Here is a 22,991-nt window from a genome sequence, read left to right on the forward strand (position 1 = left end):
AGGAATAGAGCGATCAGCGACCTTTGCCGAGGAAGGCGCGGATCGCGTCGTAGATATCGTCACGATCGGCAATTTCAGCAATCACCACCCGGTCGTCGCCGCGCAGATACTCTTCGAGGTCGTGGGCGAAGCGACCTGAACCGTAGAGCGAACGCACCTGACCGTAGCAGAACAAATTCACCTTGGGCAACAGCTCGCGTTTGAGCAGCTCAACGCACTCGCGGGTATCGCCGCCGCCCCAGTTGTCGCCATCGGAAAAATGGAACGGATAGATATTCCATTCAGTGGCCGGGTAACGCTCGTCGATCAAGCGATTGCAGAGCTTGTACGCCGACGAAATCTTGGTGCCGCCGCCTTCGCGAATGTGGTAGAAGGTCTGCTGATCGACCTCTTTAGCGGCGGCATCATGCACGATATAGCGAATCTCGATCGATTTATACTGCGAGCGCAGCCACGTCTCGATCCAGAACGCCGTCATACGCACCAGCTCTTTTTGCTCGGCCCCCATCGATCCCGACACGTCCATCATATAGATAATGACGGCGTTGCTTTCGGGCATGAGGGTCTCTTTCCACGAGCGATAGCGCATATCCTCGGGAATGGGCACCACGACCGGATCGTCGAGGTCATACTCGCCGGCGGCGATCTGGCGGCGGAGCGCCTCGCGGTAGGTGCGCTTAAAGTGGCGCAGCGAGTTAGGGCCGGTGCGGCGAATGCCGCTGTACTTATCCTTCTCGCTGATCAGATTCTTCTTGCCTTTCGGCTGAATATTGGGCAATTGCAGCTCTTCGCCGAGAATCTGGGCCAGCTCCTCGATGGTGATATCAACCTCGAGGATATGCTGGCCGGGTTCGGCGCCAGCCTGCCCGGTGCCTTGCTGACCATCACCTTGCGCGATCGGATCGCCGACGTCGCCATCACCCTGCCCGACGCCGCCACCCTGTTTCGCGCCATAGCGGAATTGCGGGATGTCGATCTGCGGGATGGGAATGCTGACGTAGCGTTTGCCCTGCCGCCCGATCAACTCTCCCTGTGACATATACTTGCGCAGGTCTTTCTTAATCCGGCCGCGCACAATCTCGCGAAAGCGGCTCAGGTCGCGTTCAGCACGTTTCATTGACATCGACATAGACGGCACCCTGCGATGAGTTGAGAACACCGTATGCTACGCGGCAACGATAGGGCGCTGCTAGGAACAAGGCGTGCCTTGCCCCTAGCAGCGTGGCATGGGTTGCCCTTAACGGCGCGCATCGCCGCGGGCGAAGATCGAGGCCACGTAGTTGAGCACATCGGTCGCCGACTGCTCGTTGTAGCCGAAGTCGCGGATCAGGCGCGCCTTAACCACATCAATCTTCTCTTGGGTGTCTTTATCGATCACCCGCGAGACGAGCGAGGTGAGCTTGATGCTATCCTTCTGATCCTCGAACAGCTTCAGCTCCAGCGCCTTATGCAGTCGCTCGTTGGTGCGGTAATCGAAGGTCTTGCCCTCGATCGCCAGTGCGCCGATGTAGTTCATAATCTCGCGGCGGAAGTCATCCTTGCGCGACTCGGGAATATCGATCTTCTCCTCGATGCTGCGCATGAGGCGCTCATCGGGTTCTTCGTACTGGCCGGTGTAGCGATTGCGCACTTTCTCGCGCTGGGTGTAGGCTTTGATGTTATCGATGTAGTTGGCGCACAGGCGCTTAATCGCCTCTTCATCAGCCGAGATGGCGCGTTGCACTTCGTTCTTCACAATCTCGGTATATTCCTCGCGCACGACGGCCAGCAGGTCGCGGTAGCGTTTGCGCTGCTCTTCGTCGGTGATCAGGGCATGGTTCTTGAGGCCGCTTTCAAGCTCGTTCAGCACCATGAAGGGGTTGATATAACCCTCTTCCTGATTGCTGACTAGCGCATTCGAGATCTTGTCTTGGATGTAGCGCGGCGAAATACCCTCCATACCTTCGCGCACCGCCTCTTTGCGCAGCTCCTTGATATTGTCTTCGGTGAAGCCGGGCAACGTCTTACCGTTGTACAGCTTCAGCTTCTGCAACAGGGTCAGATTCGGCTTCTTCGGCTCTTCGAGGCGGGTCAGCACGGCCCACATCGCCGCCATCTCAAGGGTATGGGGCGCAATATGGACGCGCACCTTCTTCTTGTTGAAGTCGCGCTCGTAGATCCGCACCTCGTCGCGCAAGCGGGTGACGTAGGGAATATCGATGCGCACCGTGCGGTCTTTCAGCGCCTCCATAAACTCGTTATTCTCGAGGCGGCGGTATTCCGGCTCGTTGGTGTGGCCGATGATCACCTCGTCGATGTCGGTTTGCGCAAACTTCTTCGACTTGATACGATGCTCTTGCGACGCGCCGAGCAAGTCGTAGAGGAAGGCGACATCGAGCTTGAGCATCTCGACAAACTCGATGATGCCGCGGTTGGCGATATTAAACTCGCCGTCGAAGTTGAAGGCACGCGGATCGGAGTCGGAGCCGTAGATCGCGATCTTGCGATAGTTAATATCACCGGTCAGCTCGGTGCTATCCTGATTCTTCTCGTCTTTGGGCTGGAAGGTACCGATCCCGACCCGATCCTGCTCGCTGAAGACCAGCCGGCGGATGCGCACATGGTTCATAACCTTGAGCCAATCGCCATTATAACGCTGCATCAGCTCGCGGAAGTGGAAGCGGCAGACCGGGCAGAGGTCGCCTTCAATCCGGATCTGGCGATCAGGGTCAAGGTTCTCGTTCAGCCGCTCGATAAAGCTGGCGCGCAGGTCGCGCGGGATCAGGTGCAGCGGCTCTTCGTGCATCGGGCACTTTTCCCATTCCGACTCCGGCACTTGGCGCCAATCGAAGGTGTCGTGGTGCTCGATCACGCCGGGGTACCAGTCGTAGGTGTATAATGCGCCGTCTTCGGTGCGTGAATAGTGTTCGAGGCCACGTTTCAGCCGGCGCACGATGGTTGATTTCGACGAACCGACCGGGCCGTGCAAGAGCAACACGCGCTTTTCGGTGCCGTAACCGCGGGCGGCCCCTTTGAAGAAGTTGACCAGCCGCATGAGCGGGATCTCAAGCCCGAAGACGGCATCATCGCCGTCAAATGACTCATCGGAGAAGAACTTGTAGCGGATGAGGCGCTTCTTGGCGTCGATAAATTCCTCGGTGCCATACGACATAATCATGTCGTAGACCCGTTGAAAGGCGTTGCGGGCGACTTGCGGCTTGCGGGCGACAATGTCGAGATACTCGGCAAAGGTGCCGCGCCAGTTGAGCTGTTGAAAGTGGCGGCGATCCTGCTGCTCGCCTATCATCTTCATCAGCTCGAAACCGGATAGGGTCATGTTCATACGTCCTCCTGCTGAGGGATGTCCCCGCCGGCGTTCCGGCGGAGCGTTTGATGGGTCGCGGACAGCCATCATCTGCGTGGTGATGCACGGCCACAACCGGGATGCCAACGTGCAGGGTGCGAACTGGCAGTAATGCGGCGGTGATGCCGCGTGCCAGTGAGCTCGCGCGCCGTATGTGACAGCTTTGCGTGCTCTGGGAAGCGGAACGAGGAATCTTTACAGGTGAAGGTATTATAGCAAGGTGTCAATCGCCCGTCAAGGACTTTATGTCGTGTTGATCATTTGTTCAAGGAGGTGTGTCAATGACGAATGTTGATATTGCGATTTTCGTGGCGCTGGGATTATTTGCGATGCTGGGCCTGTATTGGGGGTTGATCCGGCAGGTGCTGGCAGTGGTGGGGGGCGTGGTCGGGTTTATGCTGGCTGGCCAATATGGGACGAAGGTGGCGGTGTGGCTGGGTTCGTTCATCACCGATCCGAATCTGGCGCAGGCGTTAGGCTTTATTGCGGTGTTGTTGCTGGTTAGCAGCACTGCCAGCCTGATCGCGTCGCTGTTGCATTCGATGGCCGGTTTGATGTTTCTTGGCTGGCTCGACCATCTGTTGGGCGCGTTGTTGGGTTTGGTGCAGGGCGTGATCGCGGTGACGGCGGTGCTGATTGTGCTGGTGGTGTTTCCGGTTGAACCATGGAGCGGGTGGTTGCAGAGTTCGCTCTTGGCCGGCTGGATGCTGCGGCTGGGGGAGCCGCTGACGCTGTTGCTGCCGGATCTGTTTGCGGCGGCGGTGCGCACCTTCAACGAGTTTGGCGTCTTGCCGTAACGGCGAGGCGCAGAAGGGGCGATGTAGAGCCGGACGGCTGTCCGGCTCCGCAAAGAGATGTTGTGTACATAGCGTGAAGCGAGCGATGCGACATGCTTATCAGGCTGCTGATGCGGTAGTTACGTATGCTCGCGTCTGCATCGCTTTGTATCGACGCCTCTGCGTCATTGCGCTAGCCCGGCGTACAACGCCTCGTAGCGTGGCAACAGGCGATCGGCGGCGAAGCGCTCGCAGGCGGCGGCGCGGGCAGCGGCGCCGAGCCGCCGGCGGGTGGCGGGGTCGTTGAGCAGGCGAACGATCCACTCTCCCATTGCCGGCAAGGTCGGGGCGAGGATGCCGGTTTCGCCGTGGGTGACAATATCAGGCGTGCCGCCGGTCGGCATCGCCACAATTGGGGCTCCCAGCGCCGCCGCTTCGATCAATGCGCGCGCCAGCGGTTCGCCCCAGTTCGAGGGAAAGAGCAGCAGATCGCAACGCGCCGTGAGCCGGAGCAGTTCGTCGTGCTCAACCCATGCCAGCACCCGTCCGGGTAGACCGCTGGCCTTCAGCGCTGCCTCAATTGCTGGCCGTAGCGCGCCATCGCCGGCGATCAGCAGGGTCAGCGGCGGTAACTCGGCCCGGCGAGTGTCTAGCGCCGTAATCAGCTCGATCAGCAACCCTGCGCCTTTGTTCGCTTCCAACTTGCCGGCAAACAGTAACAGCGCTCCCTCCCACGTGATCTGCGGCGCGGCGGCGGCGATCGCATCGCTGGCGGCGATGTCAACCATGTTGGGTAGCACGTGGATGCGGGCCGGATCAACGATGCCGGCTAGCCGGCGGGCGATGTACTGGCTCGGTGCGATCACTGCGTCAGCCTTGCCGAGCAGGGCGGCGCGAGCGGCGACGTGCGATCGCAGATAGGGGATGGCCGGTAAGGCCAGCGTGCCGCGTAGCGGGCCGAGGCGGGCAACCAGATCGGTGACCAGCGCCGGCCACGAGCCACCCGGATGCGGAATGCGGTTGCCGTGCAACCCGGTAGCGAAGTAGTCCCATGGCCAATGATCGCGCACCGTTACCACCACCGGCGCCTTGAGCGCGGTGCAGGCGAGGACGGCGGCGGCGGCGGCTTGGGTATGCTGGGCATGGATCACATCAACCCCGCCGAGCTCGTGACCAGCGGCGATGATGGCGTGCGCCAGCCGTGGCCAGAACCGTTCGTGGCGAAAGTAGTTTTGCACAAAGGGCAGCGCAGGCGCGTAGTATGGGACGCGCCGTACAGGCAGGCCATCAACCCGATCGACCAACGGTCGCCGGCATGGGTGGCGGCAGGGTACGATGATCTGCACCTGATGGCCGCGGGCATGCAAGCCGGTAGCAAGGGCATACGTGCTCCAAGCCGCGCCGCCGCGCCCGTCGGGCGGGAAGACATCGGATGGGATGAGAATGCGCATCATCGTCAACGTTTGTGCACCATACTACGAGCGGCTGCCTTCTGCACACGCCGGGCGTCGCTTCGCCGTGCGGCGCCGCTTGTTCCGCATCGGATCAGTGCCTCTCGCAATGGCAACGGGGCGCGGCGGGCCAGCGGCTTGCGCTCTGTGGCACGAGCAATGTGCGGCGGACTAGCGGCCCGCGCTCTCCAGCAGTGCATGGCTCGTCGCGGACAATAAAGCTCATCAAGGGTACGTGCGCAACCCTGCTCCACCTAGCCTGCCTGCTTGCTCAACTTCTCAACCGCGACGGCGAGATCGGAAAACGTTCGTTGCAGATCGATCAACTGCTCTTGCTGAGCGCGCACAAAGCGGATAAACGGCGCGTTGCGCTCGCGAATCTGCAAGATGGTGCGCTCGCTCTCGCGCTCGATCTGTTGGCGCAGATCGGCGCGCAACTGGTTCCGCACCTCGTCAATCTTCTTGCGGATGGTCTCTTTGGCTTGGCGACGTTTGGCCGGCAAGATCGCCAACCCCAGTCCGGCGACGGTCAGCGCCGCCAGAATGCCGGTCATATCGAGCAAAACGGTATGGAAGAGGGCGACGAGGGTGGCGCCCAACCCCAACGCACCCACGCCGGTGATGGCGGTAGCCGCGACCGATGACTGCACTTCGGATGCCAATTGGTGGGCTTCAGCCTGCCGGTTATAGCCAGCCATCGCCGTCTGCGCCGCTTGGCCGATGCTCTCAAGCAAAGCTTGCCGGTTGTAAGCGAAACTGCCGCCGACGCTGCCGAGCATCCGTTCGCGATGGGCCAGCGCGCGTTGTTGGATAAACTCATCAACACTCTGTTGCAAGCGCAGATTCTTTTCCATCAACCAGTCGATCAGTTTTTGCACACGCTGGTCGAGTTGTTGGTACGAATCGCCGATCACCTCTTGCTCGAACGCGGCGCGCAGCCGGTTGCCGTCAATGAGTTCGCGGATGCGGCTGAGCCGGATCGTCTCATCGCAAAACCGCTCGCCGCGCTCTTGGATCGTGGTCAGCACGCGATCAATCTCGGTGAGATGATATTCGGCATCTTGTTTCAACTCATCGCCAAACAGGGCCAGTTGGCGGTCGATCTGGTCGATGGCCTGAATATCGTCGCGCAGGGTGGCGAGGCGCGTTTCGGTGGCATCGAGATACTTGGTCGAAATCCGGCGAGCCACACCAAGCGGCGAGAGCACCTTGAGGCGGAAGCGGGTCTCTTCGTCGAGCGTATCGACCACGAAATGTTCGATAGCCGCCATCCCGCTGTCTTGCCATTGTTCGGTAGCGGTGCCGCCGGCCTGTTGGCGGGCTTGGAGGGCGCGGCGAGCCGAGACCATAAACAATTCGGGAGATTGTTCGAGCACCCGGTTGACATGCTCGCGGACAAACTGGGCCACTTGGTCTTGTTCGGCGGGGGTGAGGATGTCGGCTTTGTTGATCGCCACGACCACCTTCTTCCCCCATTCTTTGATCAACTCAAGAAACGTGCGTTCGCTCTCGGTAAACGGGCGATCCGCCGAGGTGAGAAAGAGAACGAGATCGGCGCGCGGAATATACTCGCGGGTCAACCGCTCGTGCTGGCGGATGACGGCATTGGTGCCGGGGGTGTCAACCACGGTCAATTGGCGGAGCATCTCGGCGGGATAATGGTGCAGACGCAGACCGGGTTCGATCAGTTCGTCGAACGGCTCATCACCATACTTGAGCAACGTAATCGCATCGGTGGTAGGGGTAACGCCTTCGGGCAGCACCTGCGCGCCGAGCAGCGCGTTAAGAAAGGTCGATTTGCCGGAATTAAACTCGCCGGCGACCACAATCAGGAACAGCTCGCGCAAGCTGGCGCGGCTGCCGGCGAGCGCATTGCGGTCAGCAGTCTCAACATCGGAGCCGAACCGGTCGAGCGCCACCTCGATCCGTTGCAAGAGCGCATCGAGCTCATTCAGCAGCGCATCTTGCTGTTCGGTCGTCAAGCGGCGGCGGCGAAAGAGACCGAAGGGCAGAGTAATCACGTTGCTCCTCGCAAGAGTATTCAACAGGCGCGCATTAGATGCCGAGGTTGCGGGCCACGACCGCCAGCGCCGCCAGCGCCAAAGCCAGCCCGATCACGCCATAGAGCAAGCCGGGCGCAAGGTTAGCGCGATCCCAGAGCGCATTGCGGCGTGGCGGGCCACTGGTCTCAATCCGGCGGCCACGCCAATAGGTCACGCGGGTGGATGGCCGCCCGCCGGGCAATGAAATGCCAAGCGTCTGCGCCGCCTGATAGAGCAGCCAGCCGGCGGGCAAAGCTAACGCCAACGCAGTGAACGGCCACGGCAGGCTGCGAGTATTGGCAAGCACAATGATGATAGCAAACAACGCGAGCCAGCGCCAATCGAAGCGGAGGGCAGGCATACGCTTCTCCTTTCCCGATATGGCGCATGATAACACATGTAGCGGTGCATCCGCGAAGAGCGTTGTGGCTGGGGGTTACACGACCTGATGCAGCGCCTGTGAAACTAACGGCGCAAGCTCGCGCAGCTCAATGGGTTTGGCTGCGTACAGCTCAACACCGAGCGCTTGCATCCGCGCGCGTAGACCGGGGGTGTCGTAGGCAGTGAGCGCGAGGATTGGCAGGTAGGGCCGATAGGTGCGCACTGCCCGGATCAAGGCGGCAGCCGCGCCGTATGGGCTAGGATCGACAATCAGCAGGTCAACGTTGCCGTTGGCGCATGCTAGCCATGCTTCGTTGGCGTTGGTTGTCGCTTGCACAATCACCTCATCGCCAAGCAATGCCTGCAAGCCACGCTGGGTGACGAGTGCTGCGGTTGGATCGTCGTCGTATATCTGAATGCGATAAGCAGCCATGGTACCAGCTTCCAGATTATGGAGGGTATTGGTGGTAGCAGAAGGCCATGCTCTGACTTTAATGCTACTCGGTTGCCGCGCGATCGGCGAGACCTGAGGCAACAACGTGTAGTAGTGAAGCGATAACAAAGGCGACTGCCACTTTGTGATATTTTTCTTTAATCCAGATCATCGGAATTGTCTTGCGGGTTCGGATCGACCATTGCTGCTGAGGCAATCCGGTGGGGTGATTGGCCGGTGCCACGGTACGTTGGCATACGGCAGTCAGATTGCCGCACGCCAACAGTGCCTGCCCGGTCAGCTTGCTGTGACCGGCGGTTCCAACGGCAACAAAATAGTAAAGGTCGTCCCCACGCCGGGCTGGCTGTCAACCGTGATGCGACCGCCGTGTTGGGTGACGATATGGGCGCTGATTGCGAGGCCAAGACCGGTGCCGTGCGGTTTGGTAGTGTAGAACGGCTCGAACAGATGGGGAATGTGTTCGGGGGCAATACCCACGCCGGTATCGGTAATCGAGATGGCGAGCGTGGCGGGTGTGCCGGCACGGGCAGCAATCAGCTCGCTGCTGACGGTCAATTCGCCGCCGTTCGGCATTGCATCACAAGCGTTCAAGATCACGTTGAGGAATACTTGGCGCAATTGATCGGCATGGGCCACAATCGGCGGCAGGTCATTGGCTAAGCGTGTGCGCACGGTGACGTGATTATGGCGGAGGTGGGTCGTCACCAATTCGAGCGTCTCGCGCAACAGAGCATTGATATTGGCGCTAGTCAACTCACCGCGTGAGGGGCGGTAGAAATCGCGCATGCGGGTGATGATGCGGGCAATCCGGCCCAACTCTTGCTGGGCAATGGCGAGAAAGGTGCGTTGCGGCGCATCGGGAGGCAGGTCTTGTTCCACCAGATACAGACTATTCCGCGCAGCATAGAGCGGATTGTTAATCTCGTGGGCGACCGAGGCAGACAGTTCGCCGACAGCGGCGAGCTTGGCGCTCTGCAACAGTTGGGCTTGGGCGGCGCTGAGACGGGCTTCGGCTTCGGCGCGCAGCGATTGGGTATGCACCAGATCGCGCTGCAAGGCGGCGGCCCGTTGGCGCTGTTGCACCTCGTCGATCGCGATCACCGTCAGATCGGCCAAGGCCTGCACGAAGGGCAGATCGCGCGGGTGATACAGATGTGAGAGCTGCTCGCCACAGATGACGAGCGCGCCGAGCCGCTGTTGCTCGATGCGCAATGGCGCTAGCAAAACGCTTTGCGGCCAAAGGCAATCCTCGATCGATAGCGGATGGGCAGTATTCTGTTGGTGGATGATATATTCTAGCTCTGGCCCGCTCAGCAAGAGCGCGCGTGGCGCTTTGGCCGCCATCTCGGCTAAAATCGAGAATGCCGGCGCTGGCGCATGTTCAGGCGCAGAGGCGCGTAATCGTAAACGACCTTCTTGCTCATTCTCCATCAAGTAGATATGGGCGGTCGCGGTGCCCGGAAAGAGCTCGACGGCCTGCTGAACGACGAGCTTAATGATGGCATCAATGTCGTGGCTAATCAATAGCGCCGCCGACACTGATAACAAGGCTGCTAGTCGCCGGTCAAGGTCGCGGACGTAGCGTGCGTGCAACTCCGCTTCTCGTTCCAACGCGGCAATCCGGCTCTGCGCTGCCTGCAAGTCTCGCTCCAACTTGGCAATGTATGCGACCGCATCATCGCGCTCGATCATACCTGTCCGCTCCCCTCTAGGGAATGCTCTTCCGCCTACCGTTGACCATGCTACCAGCTCATGCTATGATAAGCCAATAATAATCCCAACTATAGTCGCAATCGGGACGGAGCGCAAATTCCTATGACGAACCAGCCCCGGGTGTTGGTAGTTGATGATGAGCAGAATATCCGCTTGACTCTGAATGCCTTGCTCAGCCGGGCCGGTTATTCAGTGACCACGGCGGCCTCCGGCGAAGAGGCGGTGGCGTTGTTTGAGCGGGAACCGTTTGATCTCATGCTGGTCGATTTGCAGATGCCCGGCATGAAGGGAATGGAAGTGGTGACCAAAGTGCGCGAAGCCGGTCATGATGCGATTATTATTGTCTTGACCGGACACGGCTCGCTTGATTCGGCCATCGAAGGCATCCGGTTCGGAATTTTCGATTATCTCTTGAAGACCAGCGATCCCAATCAAATTTTGGCGCGCGTGGCTGCTGGTCTCGAAGAGCGAGCTGCCCGTCGCCGCCAGAGCGATCTGCTTGATACGATCGGCGCGGCGGTACAGGAGCTGACCGGCGGCAAGGTGGCGGTTACGGCGCCGCCAGTGGCGCCGGCGCAGCCGGCAGCAACCCCGCCGCCTCCGCCACAGCCGGCGCAAGCCGAACCGGCTGGGCGCACGCTGACCATTGGCCCGCTGACGCTCGATACGTGGCACCAGACGGCGACGCTCAACGGGCGTTCACTCAACCTGACGCCGACCGAGTTTCGCCTGTTGCTCTGTCTTGCCGAGCACGCCGGGCAGATGCTGTCGTACACCCAGTTGGTGCGCTGCGCGCAGGGTTACGATACGACCGATCTCGAGGCGGGTGAGCTGATTAAGCCGCATATTCACCATCTGCGCCAGAAGATCGAACCCGAACCGAGCGCGCCGCGCTATTTGTTGAATGTGCGCGGCAAGGGGTATATTTTGCAGATTTAAGCGTGCTCCATCACTAAGAGCCAACGAGTGGCTTCCTTCGCGACAGCTAAGGTGAGCGCCATTGCATTGCAACGGCACTCGCGGTTAGGAAAGCAGTATGGCCGATGAGTGGCTCTATTTCAATGGCGTGAATGCGAGCCGCGGCGAGTACGCCCACGAGCCGCTTGCAATCGCCGAGTTGGCTCGCTTGATCCTCGGTGAACGGCCATCGCCCGATCAGATCGACCCCGACCCTGAACAGCGCGCCGCATTGCGCGAACGGCATCTGGCCGATGCGAGTGGCGCGTTTCGCGTGAAAGAAGGGGTTGATCCCACCGATCTGGCCGAAGCCGGTTGGGGAGTGATCTTTCCGGCTACGGTTGATGCGGCGCCGCTGCGTGAGGCGCTTAGCGAGTTGTTGCAGTGGCGGCAGGCGCAAGCCGGCCCGCGCTACCGCGAGTGTTTCGGCCCGCAAGGCTATCGGCCCGGCGAAAGCAAGGCGGCGTTTTTACGCCGGCAGGGTGCGGCGACCAGCGGGCCGGTCGATCCGGATCGGTTTCCCTATTATCTGTTGTTGGTCGGTTCGCCTGAAGAGATTCACTTCCGTTTTCAGTACCAACTCGATGTGCAGTATGCGGTTGGGCGCATCTACTTTGATACGCTTGAGGAATACGCTGCCTATGCTCGCAGCGTTGTGCAGGCCGAACGCGACGGGGTGACGTTGCCGCGGCGCGTGGTGTTCGCCGGGGTGCAGAACCCCGACGATATGGCAACCAGCCGCAGTTTGCACGGGTTGGTGCAACCGCTGGCTGCTGCATTGGCCAACCACCCGCAACGCGGCAATTGGTCGTTTGCGACCATTACCGGCGCCGAGGCCACCAAAGACCGGCTGCTCCACCTGTTGCACGCCGAACCGCCTGCCTTGCTCTTCACTGCCAGCCACGGCGTCGAGTTTGAAGCGGTTGATCCGCGCCAGTTGCCGCATCAAGGCGCGATCTTGTGCGCCGATTGGCCCGGCCCGCAGGCATGGCGCAACCGCGCGATCCCGCCGCGGTTTTACCTCGCCGGTGAAGACATCGCCAGCGATGCCTCGTTGCGCGGCGCGTTTGTGTTCCAGTTTGCCTGTTTTGGGGCCGGTTGCCCGCGCGACGACGATTTTCCCCATCTGCGCGGTGTTCGCTCGGCCATTGCGCCGCATGCGTTTGTGGCTGGCTTGCCCCGCCGCTTGCTCGGTTTGCCGCGCGGCGGCGCGCTGGCCTTCATCGGCCATGTCGAACGAGCGTGGACATTCTCGTTTAGCGATGCGCGCGGCGGCAAGCAGATCGAGACGTTTAGCAGCGCCTTGCGCCGGTTGCTCTTTGCCGGGACGCCGGTCGGCTATGCGCTGGAGTTTTTCAACGAACGGTATGCCGAATTGGCGACCGTGCTGACCGAAGAGGTTGAGAATGCACGCTGGGGCCAATCCCCCGATCCGGTTGAGTTGGCGACGCGCTGGACTGAACATAACGATGCGCGGAGTTATATCATTGTTGGCGATCCAGCAGCGCGGCTGTGCCCGCAGGCGACAGCTGCGCCGGTAGCCGAGGCGCCGCGTTTGGCGAGTACGCCGGTTGGGGCCGAGCCACCGCCGGCAGCGCCGGTCACGCCACCGCCGGCAGCGCCGGTCACGCCGGTGGTACAGGTAGCAGTGCCGGTACCTGCCGGCAGCCTGCCGCCGGAGACGCCGGTCATTCCGGTGGCGCTACCCGATGCGGCGGCCAGTTTTGGCTTATTCGGCAACAAACCGGCGGAAGCTGTGCAGAAGCTGACTGAGTCGTTGCAGCAATTCGGCGAGCGGTTGGCGGCGACGTTGCAGCAGGTAATTACCAATGCCGCCCATCTGGAGGTTGAGACCTACGTCGCTGAAGCACCGGAGACGATCAACTACCGGCAAGGCGATTTCCGCGGTGCGACGCTCCGCGCTGTCACCCGGATGAGCCTTGACGGCGATACGCAGGTGCTGGTGCCGCTGAGTGATGAGGGGGTTGATGAGCGCTTGTGGGCCATCCACGTAAGTATGGTACAACAGGCGCAAGCCAACCGGGCCGAGATGGTGAAGGCTATTGCCGCAGCGGCGGCAGGTCTGTTGAGTGCATTGCAAGGCAAATGAACACGGTGTTTACCGTTATCGAGCCGTTGCCGGCGGCCATCGCACCGCCGGGGCCGTGGCAAGCGCAGGCCGTTGGCAGCTCGTTTTCACTTGGCGAACAACCCGATGTGATTTGGCAGGCGCGTTTGCCGGACGATCCGGCGGCGGCGCAGGCGGCCTTGCGCGCGGCGCTGGCCCAGCTTGGTGCACACGAAGCGGCGCTGGCGACGATCGAGCTCCGTTTGCAGCGGGTGGTGAGCGGGGCCGTCAGTTTTAGTTTGGCGCTGCCACCTGCCGAACAAGCCTTGCTGAACGGGTTGTGGGCAGTGCAGCCGGAGGAGGCGAGTTTTGGCTTGAGCGATACGCTGCAAGCGCAGTGTCAGGCGGCGCAAGAGCAGATTGCGGCCCTGAGCGCGCAGACCCGTGAGGCGCTCGGCGGGTACGCGACGGTCGAAACGGTGCAGGGTGGGCGATTGATCGGGCGCACCCGGATCAACTGGCACGGCGATGCCCGTTCGCTGCTGATAGCCGGGATCGACTCCACCCAAGCGGAGCTCCACCACCAAACGCTGGCGCTAGCCCTCCGCTCGCGCGCCGGACTGTTGCGCTTGTTCGGGTTGGTCGGGCGTGGCGCCGCGATCGTCGCCACTATGGTTACATCACCGGCTGGCGTAATTATGGCGCTGCCGGCAGTCTGGCGATTTGTGCAAGAAGTATTGGCCGAAGTGCCCCAACCGATGGTATGATGCCTATAGAGACGCTGCCTCACAACGTCTCGCTACTCCCGCGCCGAATAAGGAGCATCGTGATGGCCAGCGAACTAGAAAATTCGATCCGCAGCGCCGCGGCAAAAGTGGCCGCTTACGTGGCCGATGCGGCTGTGATGGAGGTCACGACGTCGTATGTCGTGGTTGGGCCGGTAGCCAGTGCTGAAACACCGCGCCCGGCGGCCAAGACCATCATCCGGCTCGATGGCGATTGCGAAGCGACCGTGCCGATGCGGGAAGGGCCGGGTGGCATGTTGGAGGTAGACAGCGGACTGTTCGAGATTCATCAGGCCAATGTCGCCACTGCAACGGAATATCGGGCGCGCGTGTTGGGTGCGTTGATTGGTCTGCTGCAACGGCGGTGAAGCGATGGGAGTGGGGAATGAAAAACGAACCCGCGCGTTCTGCCACCGTGATCGCTAATCGCTAGATGTGCAGAGGGTTGGTTGGCGCCATCTCGCTATGCAGGATGACATTCATTTCGTTAGTAACGGAATCACCAACATGAATGACCACACCTTCATCCCGCCGCGGCTGGCCGAGATCGCGGCTGATTTCGGCGCAGCCAGCCGTGAAGAGAAGCTAGAACTGTTGCTGGAGTTTTCTGATCAATTGCCGCCGTTGCCGCCCGAATTGCGCGATCACCGCGGTATGGAACAGGTGCATGAGTGCATGTCGCCGGTGTTTGTGATCGCGCAGCGCGATGACGATCAGATCGTCTACCATATTGATGTGCCGCCGGAAGCGCCGACGATCCGTGGCTTCGCCGCCATCTTGCGCGAGGGGATGAACGGCTTAACCCCCGCGCAGGCGCTAGCGGTATCGAGCGACTTTATTCAGCAGATGGGGTTGCATCAGGTGCTGAGCCCGCAGCGCTTGAACGGGATTGGTGCGCTGCTGGTCTATATGAAGCGGCAGGCCTTGCGCCTGCTTGAGCAAGCGCCGGCGGAGACAGCTTAGAGGTGGGCATTGCGCAGGGTTGGGGCAATGAGGTTGAAGACCACCGCCGGTCGGTGACCATTGGCAATGCCAAGCCGGTAAAGCAAGGCGTGGCGGTAGAATAGGTTTTAGACGCGAGCGTTGCGCAGTGCTTGGGCAATCGTATTAAAGACCACCGCTGGGCGGCGACCATCGGCAATGCCGAGCCGGTAGAGCAATGCGCGGCGGTAGACGTGCGGCGAGCCATGCACGAGCCGGCAGCGCCGCCGGCGCCCTTGGCAGGCGGGGGTAGCAGTCGTCGGTTCAGAACCAAACAGCCGGATAATCATTTGAGGTCTCCACCATTTGTGCTATTGCTCACAATCTTACTATAGAGGTTATGACGCGCTTCGTCAAGTTGGGAAATAATGGCATTTCCTTTACAAACACTGTGATCATGCTGAACAGCGAATAAGGATGCCACGGATTCCGCTGGGCGGGCACAAACGACACATCCTTAGTTGTGCCATGTCCCTCTGCGCCCTCTGTGGGGCAGTATACGTCCACTTATTACCCAAGCGAAACAAGGAGGTTTCATGCCGGCAATGCTCATTAACGGTCAATGGCAGGCAGCAGCGCAAGGCGAGGTCTTTCCGGTGCATAACCCGGCCACCGAAGAGGTGATCGAGTACGTGCCGCGGGCGACGGCTGCTGATGCCGAACAGGCGATGATTGCCGCCGAACGGGCGTTTCGTGAGTGGCGGCGTGCGACGGCGCACGATAAAGCCCATGCGTTGCACGAGATTGCCCACAAGATGCGGGCGCATGCCGAAGAGCTGGCGACGCTATTGACGCTGGAGGGTGGCAAGCCGCTGGTCGAAAACCGCGATGAGATTGGCTGGTGCGCGGCCTGTTTTGACTACTACGCCGAGTTGCAGCGTAACACGCGCGGGCGGGTGATTCCGTCGGTTGAGCCGACCCAACTGGCGATGGTGTTGAAAGAGCCGTATGGGGTAGTGGCGGCGATTGTGCCGTGGAACTACCCATTGCTGCTGATGTCGTGGAAGGTGGCGCCGGCGCTGGCTGCCGGCAATACCGTCGTGCTCAAGCCAAGCGAGATGACGCCGCTGGCGACGTTGCGCTTCGCCGAATTGTGCTGCGATCACCTGCCTCCCGGCGTGCTCAACATTCTGACCGGTTTTGGTGATGTGGGCCGTGAGTTGGTGGTCAGCCCGCGCACCCAGATGATCGCATTCACCGGAAGCTTTGCCACCGGGCGCGAGATTGCCCGGCTGGCCGCCGAGCGGGTCAAGAAGACACACCTCGAATTGGGCGGCAAAGATGCGTTTATCGTTGCCGAAGACGCTAATCTCGACGTGGCAGTGCCCGGCGTGGCATGGGCGGCGCTGCTCAATGCCGGCCAAGTCTGCACCAGCACCGAACGGGTCTACGTGCATGAGTCGATTGCCCGCCCCTTCACCGAGCGGTTGGTGGAGTTTGTACGCTCACTGCGGTTAGGGCCGGGGATGGATCCCGATACCGACATTGGCCCGCTGGTCGGCGAGAAATACCGCGCCAAGGTTGAGGATCACGTTGAAGAGGCGCGAGCGCGCGGTGCGACCATCCTGACCGGCGGGAGACGGCCGCCGCAATTCAGCCGTGGCTTCTTCTACGAACCGACCGTGCTGACCAACGTTGATCACAGCTTCCGCATTATGCGCGAAGAAACCTTCGGCCCGACGATCCCGATCATGACCTACCGCACCTTCGACGAGGCGATCGAGCTGGTCAATGATTGCGATTACGGGTTAGGGGCCAACCTCTACACCAACGACCCACGCAAGGTCAAGCAGTACTACGAAGAGGTGAAGGCCGGCACCTGCTGGGTCAACGATCCCCTGACCGATAACGACGCCGGGCCGTTTGGCGGGATGAAGTTCAGCGGCGGCGCGCGCGAGTTGGGTGAAGAGGGGTTAGAAGAATTTCTCGAAACCAAGCACGTCCATTGGGATTTCACCATGGTGCGCAAGCCGTGGTGGTATCCGTATGGCCGCCAATCATCGTAAATCGCCAACCATACCCGTAGAGCCGCACGGCCGTGCGGTTCCAAACAATACCATGTCAGCGTATGGGGCAGGCCGGCGGCCCGGCCATACGGTTCGCCCCATACGGTTCTAGCAGGGTATGAAGGTCGCACGGGCGTGCGGCTCCAAACATACCGCGTCAGCGCAGCAGGATGGCCGGCAGCATGGCTGCGTGCTTCGCCCCACAATCATGCCAGCGTTGAGGGGTGGACAGAACATATGATCGAGTGTGGCCGTTGATCGCTGTGCAATGCCTCAAAGCTTAGCTCTGCTCCCCTCTCCCGCGCCAATGGGAGAGGCTGGGGGTGAGGGTGAAATAGCGTATCTCAGAGCCATTAACTGTGTCTATGCTCATGTATTCTGTCTGCCCTTGAACATATCAGCGCAGGACATGAGCGCCGTACAAACGTGCGGCGCTCATGGTTGATTCGCCACCAGCCATCGCTGTGCATATAATACAAACAAGCTAATTTTGTACCAGAAAGGCATTGTCCAAACCGTATGGATGTCTACCCCACCCCACACAATATTGCCCTGATCGATGTTTGCCATCTTGGCCGTCCACATGTGATCGGTACTTTCCTTCTGCTCGGTGATGAGCCGGCGCTGGTTGATCCGGGGCCGGCCAGCACCTTGCCGGCGCTGAAAGCTGGGCTTGATGCGCAGGGTCTCACGGTAGCCGATTTGCGGGCCGTGGTGTTGTCGCACATTCACCTCGATCATGCCGGGGCGACCGGGTTGCTGGCGGCAGAGAATCCGCATCTGGTGGTGCATGTGCATGCACGTGGCGCGCCGCATCTCATTGATCCGTCGCGCTTGCTCGACAGCGCCGGCCTACTGTACCGCGATCAGATGAAGGTGTTGTGGGGCGATGTACGGCCAGTTGCGCCGGAACGCATTCGGGTCTATACCGGCGGTGAGACGTTGCGGCTCAATGGCCATACCTTGCGCGCATTTGACGCTCCCGGCCATGCTAAGCACCATCTGGTCTGGTTTGATGAGTCAAACGGGGTGGCGTTTGTGGGTGACAATACTGGGGTTCGCTTGCCCGGCGTGCGCATGACCCGTCCGGCAACGCCACCACCCGATGTTGATCTAGAAGCATGGGGACGCACCCACGATCTGATCGAGCAGTTGCACCCGCAATGGCTGTGTCTGACCCATTTCGGTGCGTATGACGATGTCGCGTTTCATTTAGTCGATGCCCGCTTGCGGTTGCGGCAGTGGGCCGAGATTGTGCGGCAGAGTCTGCTGGCCGGCCACGATGAAGCGACCGGCGTCGCCGCGCTTGAGGCTGCGCTGGCCAGCGAAGCGGCCACCCTCTCACCGGCTGAGCAGTTGGCGATTGTTCAACAGACTGGCCCGCTTAACCTGAGTTGGCGCGGCTTGGCGCGTTATTGGCAGAAACTGGGGGGATTAGGGGCGAGGTAAGTAGAATGGGACACGGATTGGTACGGTTCGGACAACCGTGCCAATCCGTTTGATCCGTGTTCATCCGTGTCCCATTTCCACATTCTCCCTACAACGTTACTTCACCGCGCAAGAAGCGCAGGGCCGTTTCGGCCAAGATCGCCGTGCCTACCGGCAGCGCGCGCTCGTCAATGTCGAAGATGGGGGTGTGGTGAGCGCGCATGATACCGTCATCAATGGCTGCACCGAGCATCAGCATCGCGCCGGGAGCCTTCTTGGTCATATAGGCGAAATCCTCGGCTCCCATACCGGTGCGCGAACGGTCAATGGCGTCGGGGCCAAGAAATTCGCCGGCCACATTGCTCATCCATTCCGCCACTCGTTCATCATTCCAGCCGGCGGGGTAGCCACGGGTAATCTTGACCTCAGCGCTGCCGCCGAAGGCTTCGGCCACGGCGAAGGCCCGTTCGACCTCGCGAGCGAGTTTGGCCCGCACCTCTTCGCTAAAACTGCGCAACGTGCCTTGGACAAAGATCTCGCTGGGGATGACGTTGGAGGCATGGCCGCCGCGCACCGTACCCACACTCAAGATCGCCGGTTCCATCGGATTGATCAGGCGGGCGCGGATGCCGAAGAGCGCATTGAGCACATGCGACAGCATAAAGACCGGGTCGGTGCCGAGATGCGGGTAGGCGCCGTGGCCGCCGGTGCCGCGAATGTAGCCCTTGAAATCATCCACCGCCGCCGATGTCCACCCGCCGCGGATCGTGACCTGCCCTAGCGGCAGCGTTGAATCGACGTGGAGAGCAATCACCGCATCAACCCCATCGAGCGCACCCTCTTCGACCATACGCAGGCCGCCGCTCTTGGCCTCGTCGTCCCACCCTTCTTCGGAAGGCTGAAAGAGGAAGCGCACCTTCCCGCGCAGATTCTCGGCGGCGAACCGCTCGCGCAAGAGGTGGGCGGTGCCGAGCAACATCGCGGTATGGGCATCGTGGCCGCAGGCATGCATCACACCGTGGTTGGTGGAGGCATATTCGACCTGATTCTCTTCGAGGATAGGCAACGCATCCATATCGGCCCGGATCGCGATCACTGGCCCGTCGCCATCGCCAAGCTCACCGACCACGCCAGTCTTGGCCACGCCGGTGGTCACCTTAATGCCGCCGATCTCGTGCAAGGTGTCGGCAACGAGCGCCGCAGTGCGGTGCTCTTGAAAACCGAGTTCGGGGTGAGCGTGAATATTGCGGCGAAGGCGGACAATTTCATCAGCCAGCGCGCGCGCGCGTTCCAGCATCATAATTCTCTCCTATGTTTATTCCTCAACACGAGCGATACTCATTTATCCTCCAGATACAGGCAAGCGCGGTAACAATGTGCGTCACCGCCGGTCGTCTAAACAACGGTCACACAATGCGTTGCGATCGAAGACGAGCTTTTTCTTGCCGGCCTAGTGCGTACAAGATACCGTCTTGCAGGGACGCCATGGTGCGGATATGGCTCAGATCTAACCCCAAGCCGACGATGGTTTGGGCGACTTCAGGTCTGATACCGGTGAGCAACACTTCTGCGCCAAGCAAACGCACCGCCTGTGCCGAGCGCAGGAGGGTATTGGCGACTTGGGTGTCGACCACCGGCACACCGGTGACATCGAGAATGACAATATGGGCGCCGGTCGTGTTCACCCCTTCAAGCAATGTCTCAATGATTTGCTGAGCGCGCATGCTGTCGATGCTGCCGATCAACGGCATCGCAATCACCCCCTGACTGATTGGCACGATCGGCGTGCTCAATTCGCGTAGCGCAGCTTGCTGGGCCGCAATGATACGCTCGTTCAGCGCTTGCCGCTCTTCGGCGGCCTGCCGTTCGGCGGTGACATCAGTAATAAATCCTTCAATCGCAATGATATTGCCATCTTCATCGAATACGCCTGCCCCGCGTTCCCACAACCAACGGATGCTGCCATTGGCGTGGCGAATGCGGTACGTGATTTCGAATTGGCGATGTTGCGCTAATGCTGCATGCACACTTTCCCTTATTGCCTCTGCATCCTCGGACAAAATGAGATCACCAAAGGAAAGTCGGGGCATTTGACCTTCTGCAGGCAGAAAATCGCTCGCTGGATAGCCAGTAATATCAAGCGTGCCTTCACTCATGAACTCTGTCGTCCACTTGGCGTCGTTGCGCACACGATAGGCAATGCCGGGCAAATTACGGATCAAGCTATCGAGCCGGCGCTGGCTTTCGTGTAATGCCTCTTCGGCGCGGATCTGATCGGTAATATCTTCGGTTTGTGATATCCAACCGGCGACCCGGCCATCAGGATGGTGGAGGACGGCGTTGTACCACTGGCAGATGATGATCCGACCATCTTTGGTGATATTGACATTCCGGCTATTAGCGGCTTGCCCGCTCAGCAGGGCATGCACAATCGCTTCCACATGCTCGCGGGCAATGTTGGGTACGAGCAATTCAATCGCGTTTTTGCCAATCGCCTCGGCGGCGCTCCAGCCAAAAATGCGCTCGGCAGCCGGGTTCCAGTGCGTGATAATACCATACTCGTTGGCTTCGATCATCGCTAACGGCGAGGTGAGAAAGCTCTGCTCAAGGCGCTGGTTGAGCATGTGTTCACGCCGTAGTAATGCTTCCTCTTCAGCGATCAAAATTTGCTGGGCGGATGCAATAATATCAGCAATGGGCCCGGCAGCGGCAGGTTGATCGCTCAGTAGTTTGGTTGCTTGGCGGCGGGTGGCGTCGAGCCGCTGAAAACCGGCTGCAATCGAGCCTTCACTTCGAATCACGGCGAGCAGATGCGAGGGGTCATTCGTGCTGAGCGCGTCAGCCAATGCAACAAGAAGGGGGCGATCAGACGAAGGCGCGTTGGTACACCAAGCGCGCAGCGCGTCGGCTATGGCAAGATGGGCAGCGATCATGCCTGCGGTTCCTAATACCCACAGAGGAGAGGAAGGCTATTTTTGCTAATTATAGCACATTGCGGCTAATAGATGATTGAGCAAGTACTGCCTGAAACATTGCGAGTTGATGGCAAATCGAGACAATTGGAACCAGGGTGGCAATGAAATCCAACCCGGTTGGTTCGGCTTGATGAGCGCAGAATAGGTAACGTTACAGGCTGCCGTAAATGATCTCGTGCGGCAGTTTGGCTACCGCACGCGATGAACACAAGCTCTTGTTACCAGAGGGCCGGTTACTCAGCTTTGCGGTGCGCGAACCAGACCCCAGCGGCAATGAGGATCAGCATAGCCAAGCCAATCACGATCGGCAGTGGTGGCGGGCTAGGCGGTTGGGTTGGTGGCGGTGCTTGGTGTTGCGCATCGGGCGGCGGGCCAGCGTTGCCACCTGCTCCCGGCGCAATACCGTCTGCGCCGACTCCCTGCGCGGGTTGTTGCATCACCGTCGTTTCCTTTTCGTCCGTAGGCTCGCTCGCTAGGATTCCAGCCGTTGCTTCAGGGGCCTGCTCGTTGCGTTCATTCATCGCGGCGGCTGCCGCGAGCGCCGCAGCCGTTTCGGTTGGCTCGATCCTTGCAGCACTCATCGCAGCCGGTGTCATTTCCGGATCCATCATCACCTGCGGTTGGCCGGCAGTCGAGGCGCCACTGGTGAGGCGCAGCACTTGCCAACCAATCAGCATCACCAATGCCAGCACGGCTAACCCGCTGAGCGGTTGCAACCAGCTTGGCAAGGCAAACCGGTGTGGGCGCATGCCGGCCATGTCTGGGGTGAGTGTAAATGATCGGGGTGGCGTGACCCATGGTTGTTCACGCAAGAGGTCGCGGGTTGCGCGTAGTTCAGCTAGTTCGCGGTGCAGCTGCGGCTCGCTCGCCAGACGTTGCTCAAGCGCAGTGCGGTCGGCGGGGGCTAATTCGTTGTCTATGTAGGCCGAGAGCAATTCGAGATCGCGCTCTGGCAGTTCTGATTGGGGAGCTGGCGACGTTGTCATCGATTTCTCACTCGGCTATCAGCCGGGTATCATTTTGATTTATCTGACTCATCATCTAGACGGAATTTGGCCGGCAAGAGTTCCCCGGCGCGCAAAATATCGCGCAATCTGGCTCGCGCCCGGCTCAACCGCGATTTCACCGTACCCAATTGCACCCCGGTAATTTGCGCAATCTCCTCATAGGCTAAGCCCTGAATATCGCTCAGGATAATAACAATGCGCTGGTCTTCCGGGAGTTCGGCTAACCCTTGTTGGATAGCGGCGCTCAATTCTTGCCGTACCACCATATCATCGAGGCTCTCACCCGGATCGGGCACCTCGGTGCGGGTGTTGTCGTCGTCGTTATCCGTGCTGTCAAGCGAAACCGCTGGTCGTCGTTTGCGTGTGCGCAGGACATCGTAGCAGGCGTTCGTGGCAATTCGCAGCAGCCATGCTTTGAATACGCCGCCGCGAAAGTTGCGCACATTGCGAAAAGCGGCGATAAAAGCGTCTTGGGTGGCATCAGCGGCCGCATCGGCATCACCCAACATACGATAGCAAAGGTTGTAGACGCGCGTCTCGTACAGCCGCACAATCTGGTTAAATGCATTGAGGTCGCCCGCTTGCGCCGCGCTGATTAGGCGTTGTTCTTCGTTTGCCATGCAA

20 protein-coding genes are annotated in these 22,991 nt (G+C 60.3%); 8 read left to right on the forward strand and 12 right to left on the reverse strand.

The features are described from left to right. Positions 1-13 precede the first annotated feature (13 nt). Together U9R61_RS18700 and U9R61_RS18705 are read right to left on the reverse strand one after the other, a co-directional pair. Complete coding sequence (locus U9R61_RS18700; RefSeq protein ID WP_066790018.1) at positions 14-1,123, reverse strand: DUF444 family protein; 1,110 nt, start codon at positions 1,121-1,123, stop codon at positions 14-16. Positions 1,124-1,237: 114 nt separating this feature from the next. Next, positions 1,238-3,316 (reverse strand): serine protein kinase, encoded by a 2,079-nt coding sequence (locus U9R61_RS18705; protein WP_322490397.1) that lies wholly within the window; start codon positions 3,314-3,316, stop codon positions 1,238-1,240. 308 nt (positions 3,317-3,624) lie between these two features. Between U9R61_RS18705 and U9R61_RS18710 the strand changes: the two genes are divergently transcribed. After that, entirely contained in the window at positions 3,625-4,140 is a 516-nt protein-coding gene (locus U9R61_RS18710; protein WP_322490330.1) for a CvpA family protein, read from the forward strand. 164 nt (positions 4,141-4,304) lie between these two features. Here the strand turns inward: U9R61_RS18710 and U9R61_RS18715 are convergent, their stop codons facing one another. From U9R61_RS18715 to U9R61_RS18735, 5 genes are all read right to left on the reverse strand, one after another. Beyond that, entirely contained in the window at positions 4,305-5,573 is a 1,269-nt protein-coding gene (locus tag U9R61_RS18715) for a glycosyltransferase family 4 protein (protein WP_322490331.1), read from the reverse strand. Between the two features lie 251 nt (positions 5,574-5,824). Beyond that, positions 5,825-7,591, reverse strand: coding sequence for a dynamin family protein (locus U9R61_RS18720; protein ID WP_322490332.1), 1,767 nt, complete (start codon positions 7,589-7,591; stop codon positions 5,825-5,827). 34 nt (positions 7,592-7,625) lie between these two features. Then, positions 7,626-7,973, reverse strand: a complete 348-nt coding sequence (locus U9R61_RS18725) for a hypothetical protein (protein ID WP_322490333.1) — start codon at positions 7,971-7,973, stop codon at positions 7,626-7,628. Between the two features lie 75 nt (positions 7,974-8,048). Next, positions 8,049-8,426, reverse strand: a complete 378-nt coding sequence (locus U9R61_RS18730; RefSeq protein ID WP_066783877.1) for a response regulator — start codon at positions 8,424-8,426, stop codon at positions 8,049-8,051. A gap of 297 nt (positions 8,427-8,723) precedes the next feature. Next, positions 8,724-10,139 (reverse strand): sensor histidine kinase, encoded by a 1,416-nt coding sequence (locus tag U9R61_RS18735; RefSeq protein ID WP_322490334.1) that lies wholly within the window; start codon positions 10,137-10,139, stop codon positions 8,724-8,726. A 123-nt stretch (positions 10,140-10,262) separates the two neighbouring features. On the opposite strand from U9R61_RS18735, the gene U9R61_RS18740 reads away from it, so the two are divergent. The 5 genes from U9R61_RS18740 to U9R61_RS18760 all read left to right on the forward strand — a co-directional run bounded on the left by U9R61_RS18740 (position 10,263) and on the right by U9R61_RS18760 (position 14,933). After that, positions 10,263-11,099, forward strand: a complete 837-nt coding sequence (locus tag U9R61_RS18740; RefSeq protein WP_322490335.1) for a response regulator transcription factor — start codon at positions 10,263-10,265, stop codon at positions 11,097-11,099. Positions 11,100-11,196: 97 nt separating this feature from the next. Beyond that, a complete protein-coding gene (locus U9R61_RS18745) occupies positions 11,197-13,227 on the forward strand; it encodes a hypothetical protein (RefSeq protein ID WP_322490336.1) in 2,031 nt (676 codons plus the stop codon). Then, a complete protein-coding gene (locus U9R61_RS18750; RefSeq protein ID WP_322490337.1) occupies positions 13,224-13,952 on the forward strand; it encodes a hypothetical protein in 729 nt (242 codons plus the stop codon). The genes U9R61_RS18745 and U9R61_RS18750 overlap by 4 nt, the downstream gene beginning before the upstream one ends. Before the next feature lie 62 nt (positions 13,953-14,014). Further along, the gene (locus U9R61_RS18755; RefSeq protein ID WP_322490338.1) at positions 14,015-14,338 is read left to right on the forward strand and encodes a hypothetical protein; all 324 of its coding nucleotides are present in this window, start codon (positions 14,015-14,017) and stop codon (positions 14,336-14,338) included. A 139-nt stretch (positions 14,339-14,477) separates the two neighbouring features. Beyond that, the gene (locus U9R61_RS18760) at positions 14,478-14,933 is read left to right on the forward strand and encodes a SufE family protein (protein WP_322490339.1); all 456 of its coding nucleotides are present in this window, start codon (positions 14,478-14,480) and stop codon (positions 14,931-14,933) included. Between the two features lie 107 nt (positions 14,934-15,040). On the opposite strand, the gene U9R61_RS18765 is transcribed toward U9R61_RS18760, so the two are convergent. Continuing rightward, the gene (locus tag U9R61_RS18765; RefSeq protein WP_322490340.1) at positions 15,041-15,241 is read right to left on the reverse strand and encodes a hypothetical protein; all 201 of its coding nucleotides are present in this window, start codon (positions 15,239-15,241) and stop codon (positions 15,041-15,043) included. Between the two features lie 246 nt (positions 15,242-15,487). On the opposite strand from U9R61_RS18765, the gene U9R61_RS18770 reads away from it, so the two are divergent. Next, positions 15,488-16,957: an aldehyde dehydrogenase family protein gene (locus U9R61_RS18770; RefSeq protein WP_322490341.1), complete on the forward strand. Its 1,470-nt coding sequence runs from the start codon at positions 15,488-15,490 to the stop codon at positions 16,955-16,957. A 519-nt stretch (positions 16,958-17,476) separates the two neighbouring features. Then, the gene (locus U9R61_RS18775; protein ID WP_322490342.1) at positions 17,477-18,406 is read left to right on the forward strand and encodes an MBL fold metallo-hydrolase; all 930 of its coding nucleotides are present in this window, start codon (positions 17,477-17,479) and stop codon (positions 18,404-18,406) included. 88 nt (positions 18,407-18,494) lie between these two features. On the opposite strand, the gene U9R61_RS18780 is transcribed toward U9R61_RS18775, so the two are convergent. The 4 genes from U9R61_RS18780 to U9R61_RS18795 all read right to left on the reverse strand — a co-directional run bounded on the left by U9R61_RS18780 (position 18,495) and on the right by U9R61_RS18795 (position 22,987). Then, positions 18,495-19,685 (reverse strand): amidohydrolase, encoded by a 1,191-nt coding sequence (locus tag U9R61_RS18780; RefSeq protein WP_322490343.1) that lies wholly within the window; start codon positions 19,683-19,685, stop codon positions 18,495-18,497. 106 nt (positions 19,686-19,791) lie between these two features. Continuing rightward, positions 19,792-21,318, reverse strand: coding sequence for a PAS domain S-box protein (locus tag U9R61_RS18785; protein ID WP_322490344.1), 1,527 nt, complete (start codon positions 21,316-21,318; stop codon positions 19,792-19,794). 275 nt (positions 21,319-21,593) lie between these two features. Then, positions 21,594-22,346: an anti-sigma factor gene (locus tag U9R61_RS18790; RefSeq protein ID WP_322490345.1), complete on the reverse strand. Its 753-nt coding sequence runs from the start codon at positions 22,344-22,346 to the stop codon at positions 21,594-21,596. 29 nt (positions 22,347-22,375) lie between these two features. Next, a complete protein-coding gene (locus U9R61_RS18795; protein ID WP_322490346.1) occupies positions 22,376-22,987 on the reverse strand; it encodes a sigma-70 family RNA polymerase sigma factor in 612 nt (203 codons plus the stop codon). Positions 22,988-22,991 lie beyond the last annotated feature (4 nt).

Origin of the sequence: Chloroflexus sp., from assembly GCF_034431535.1 — a bacterium.
Lineage (GTDB): Bacteria > Chloroflexota > Chloroflexia > Chloroflexales > Chloroflexaceae > Chloroflexus.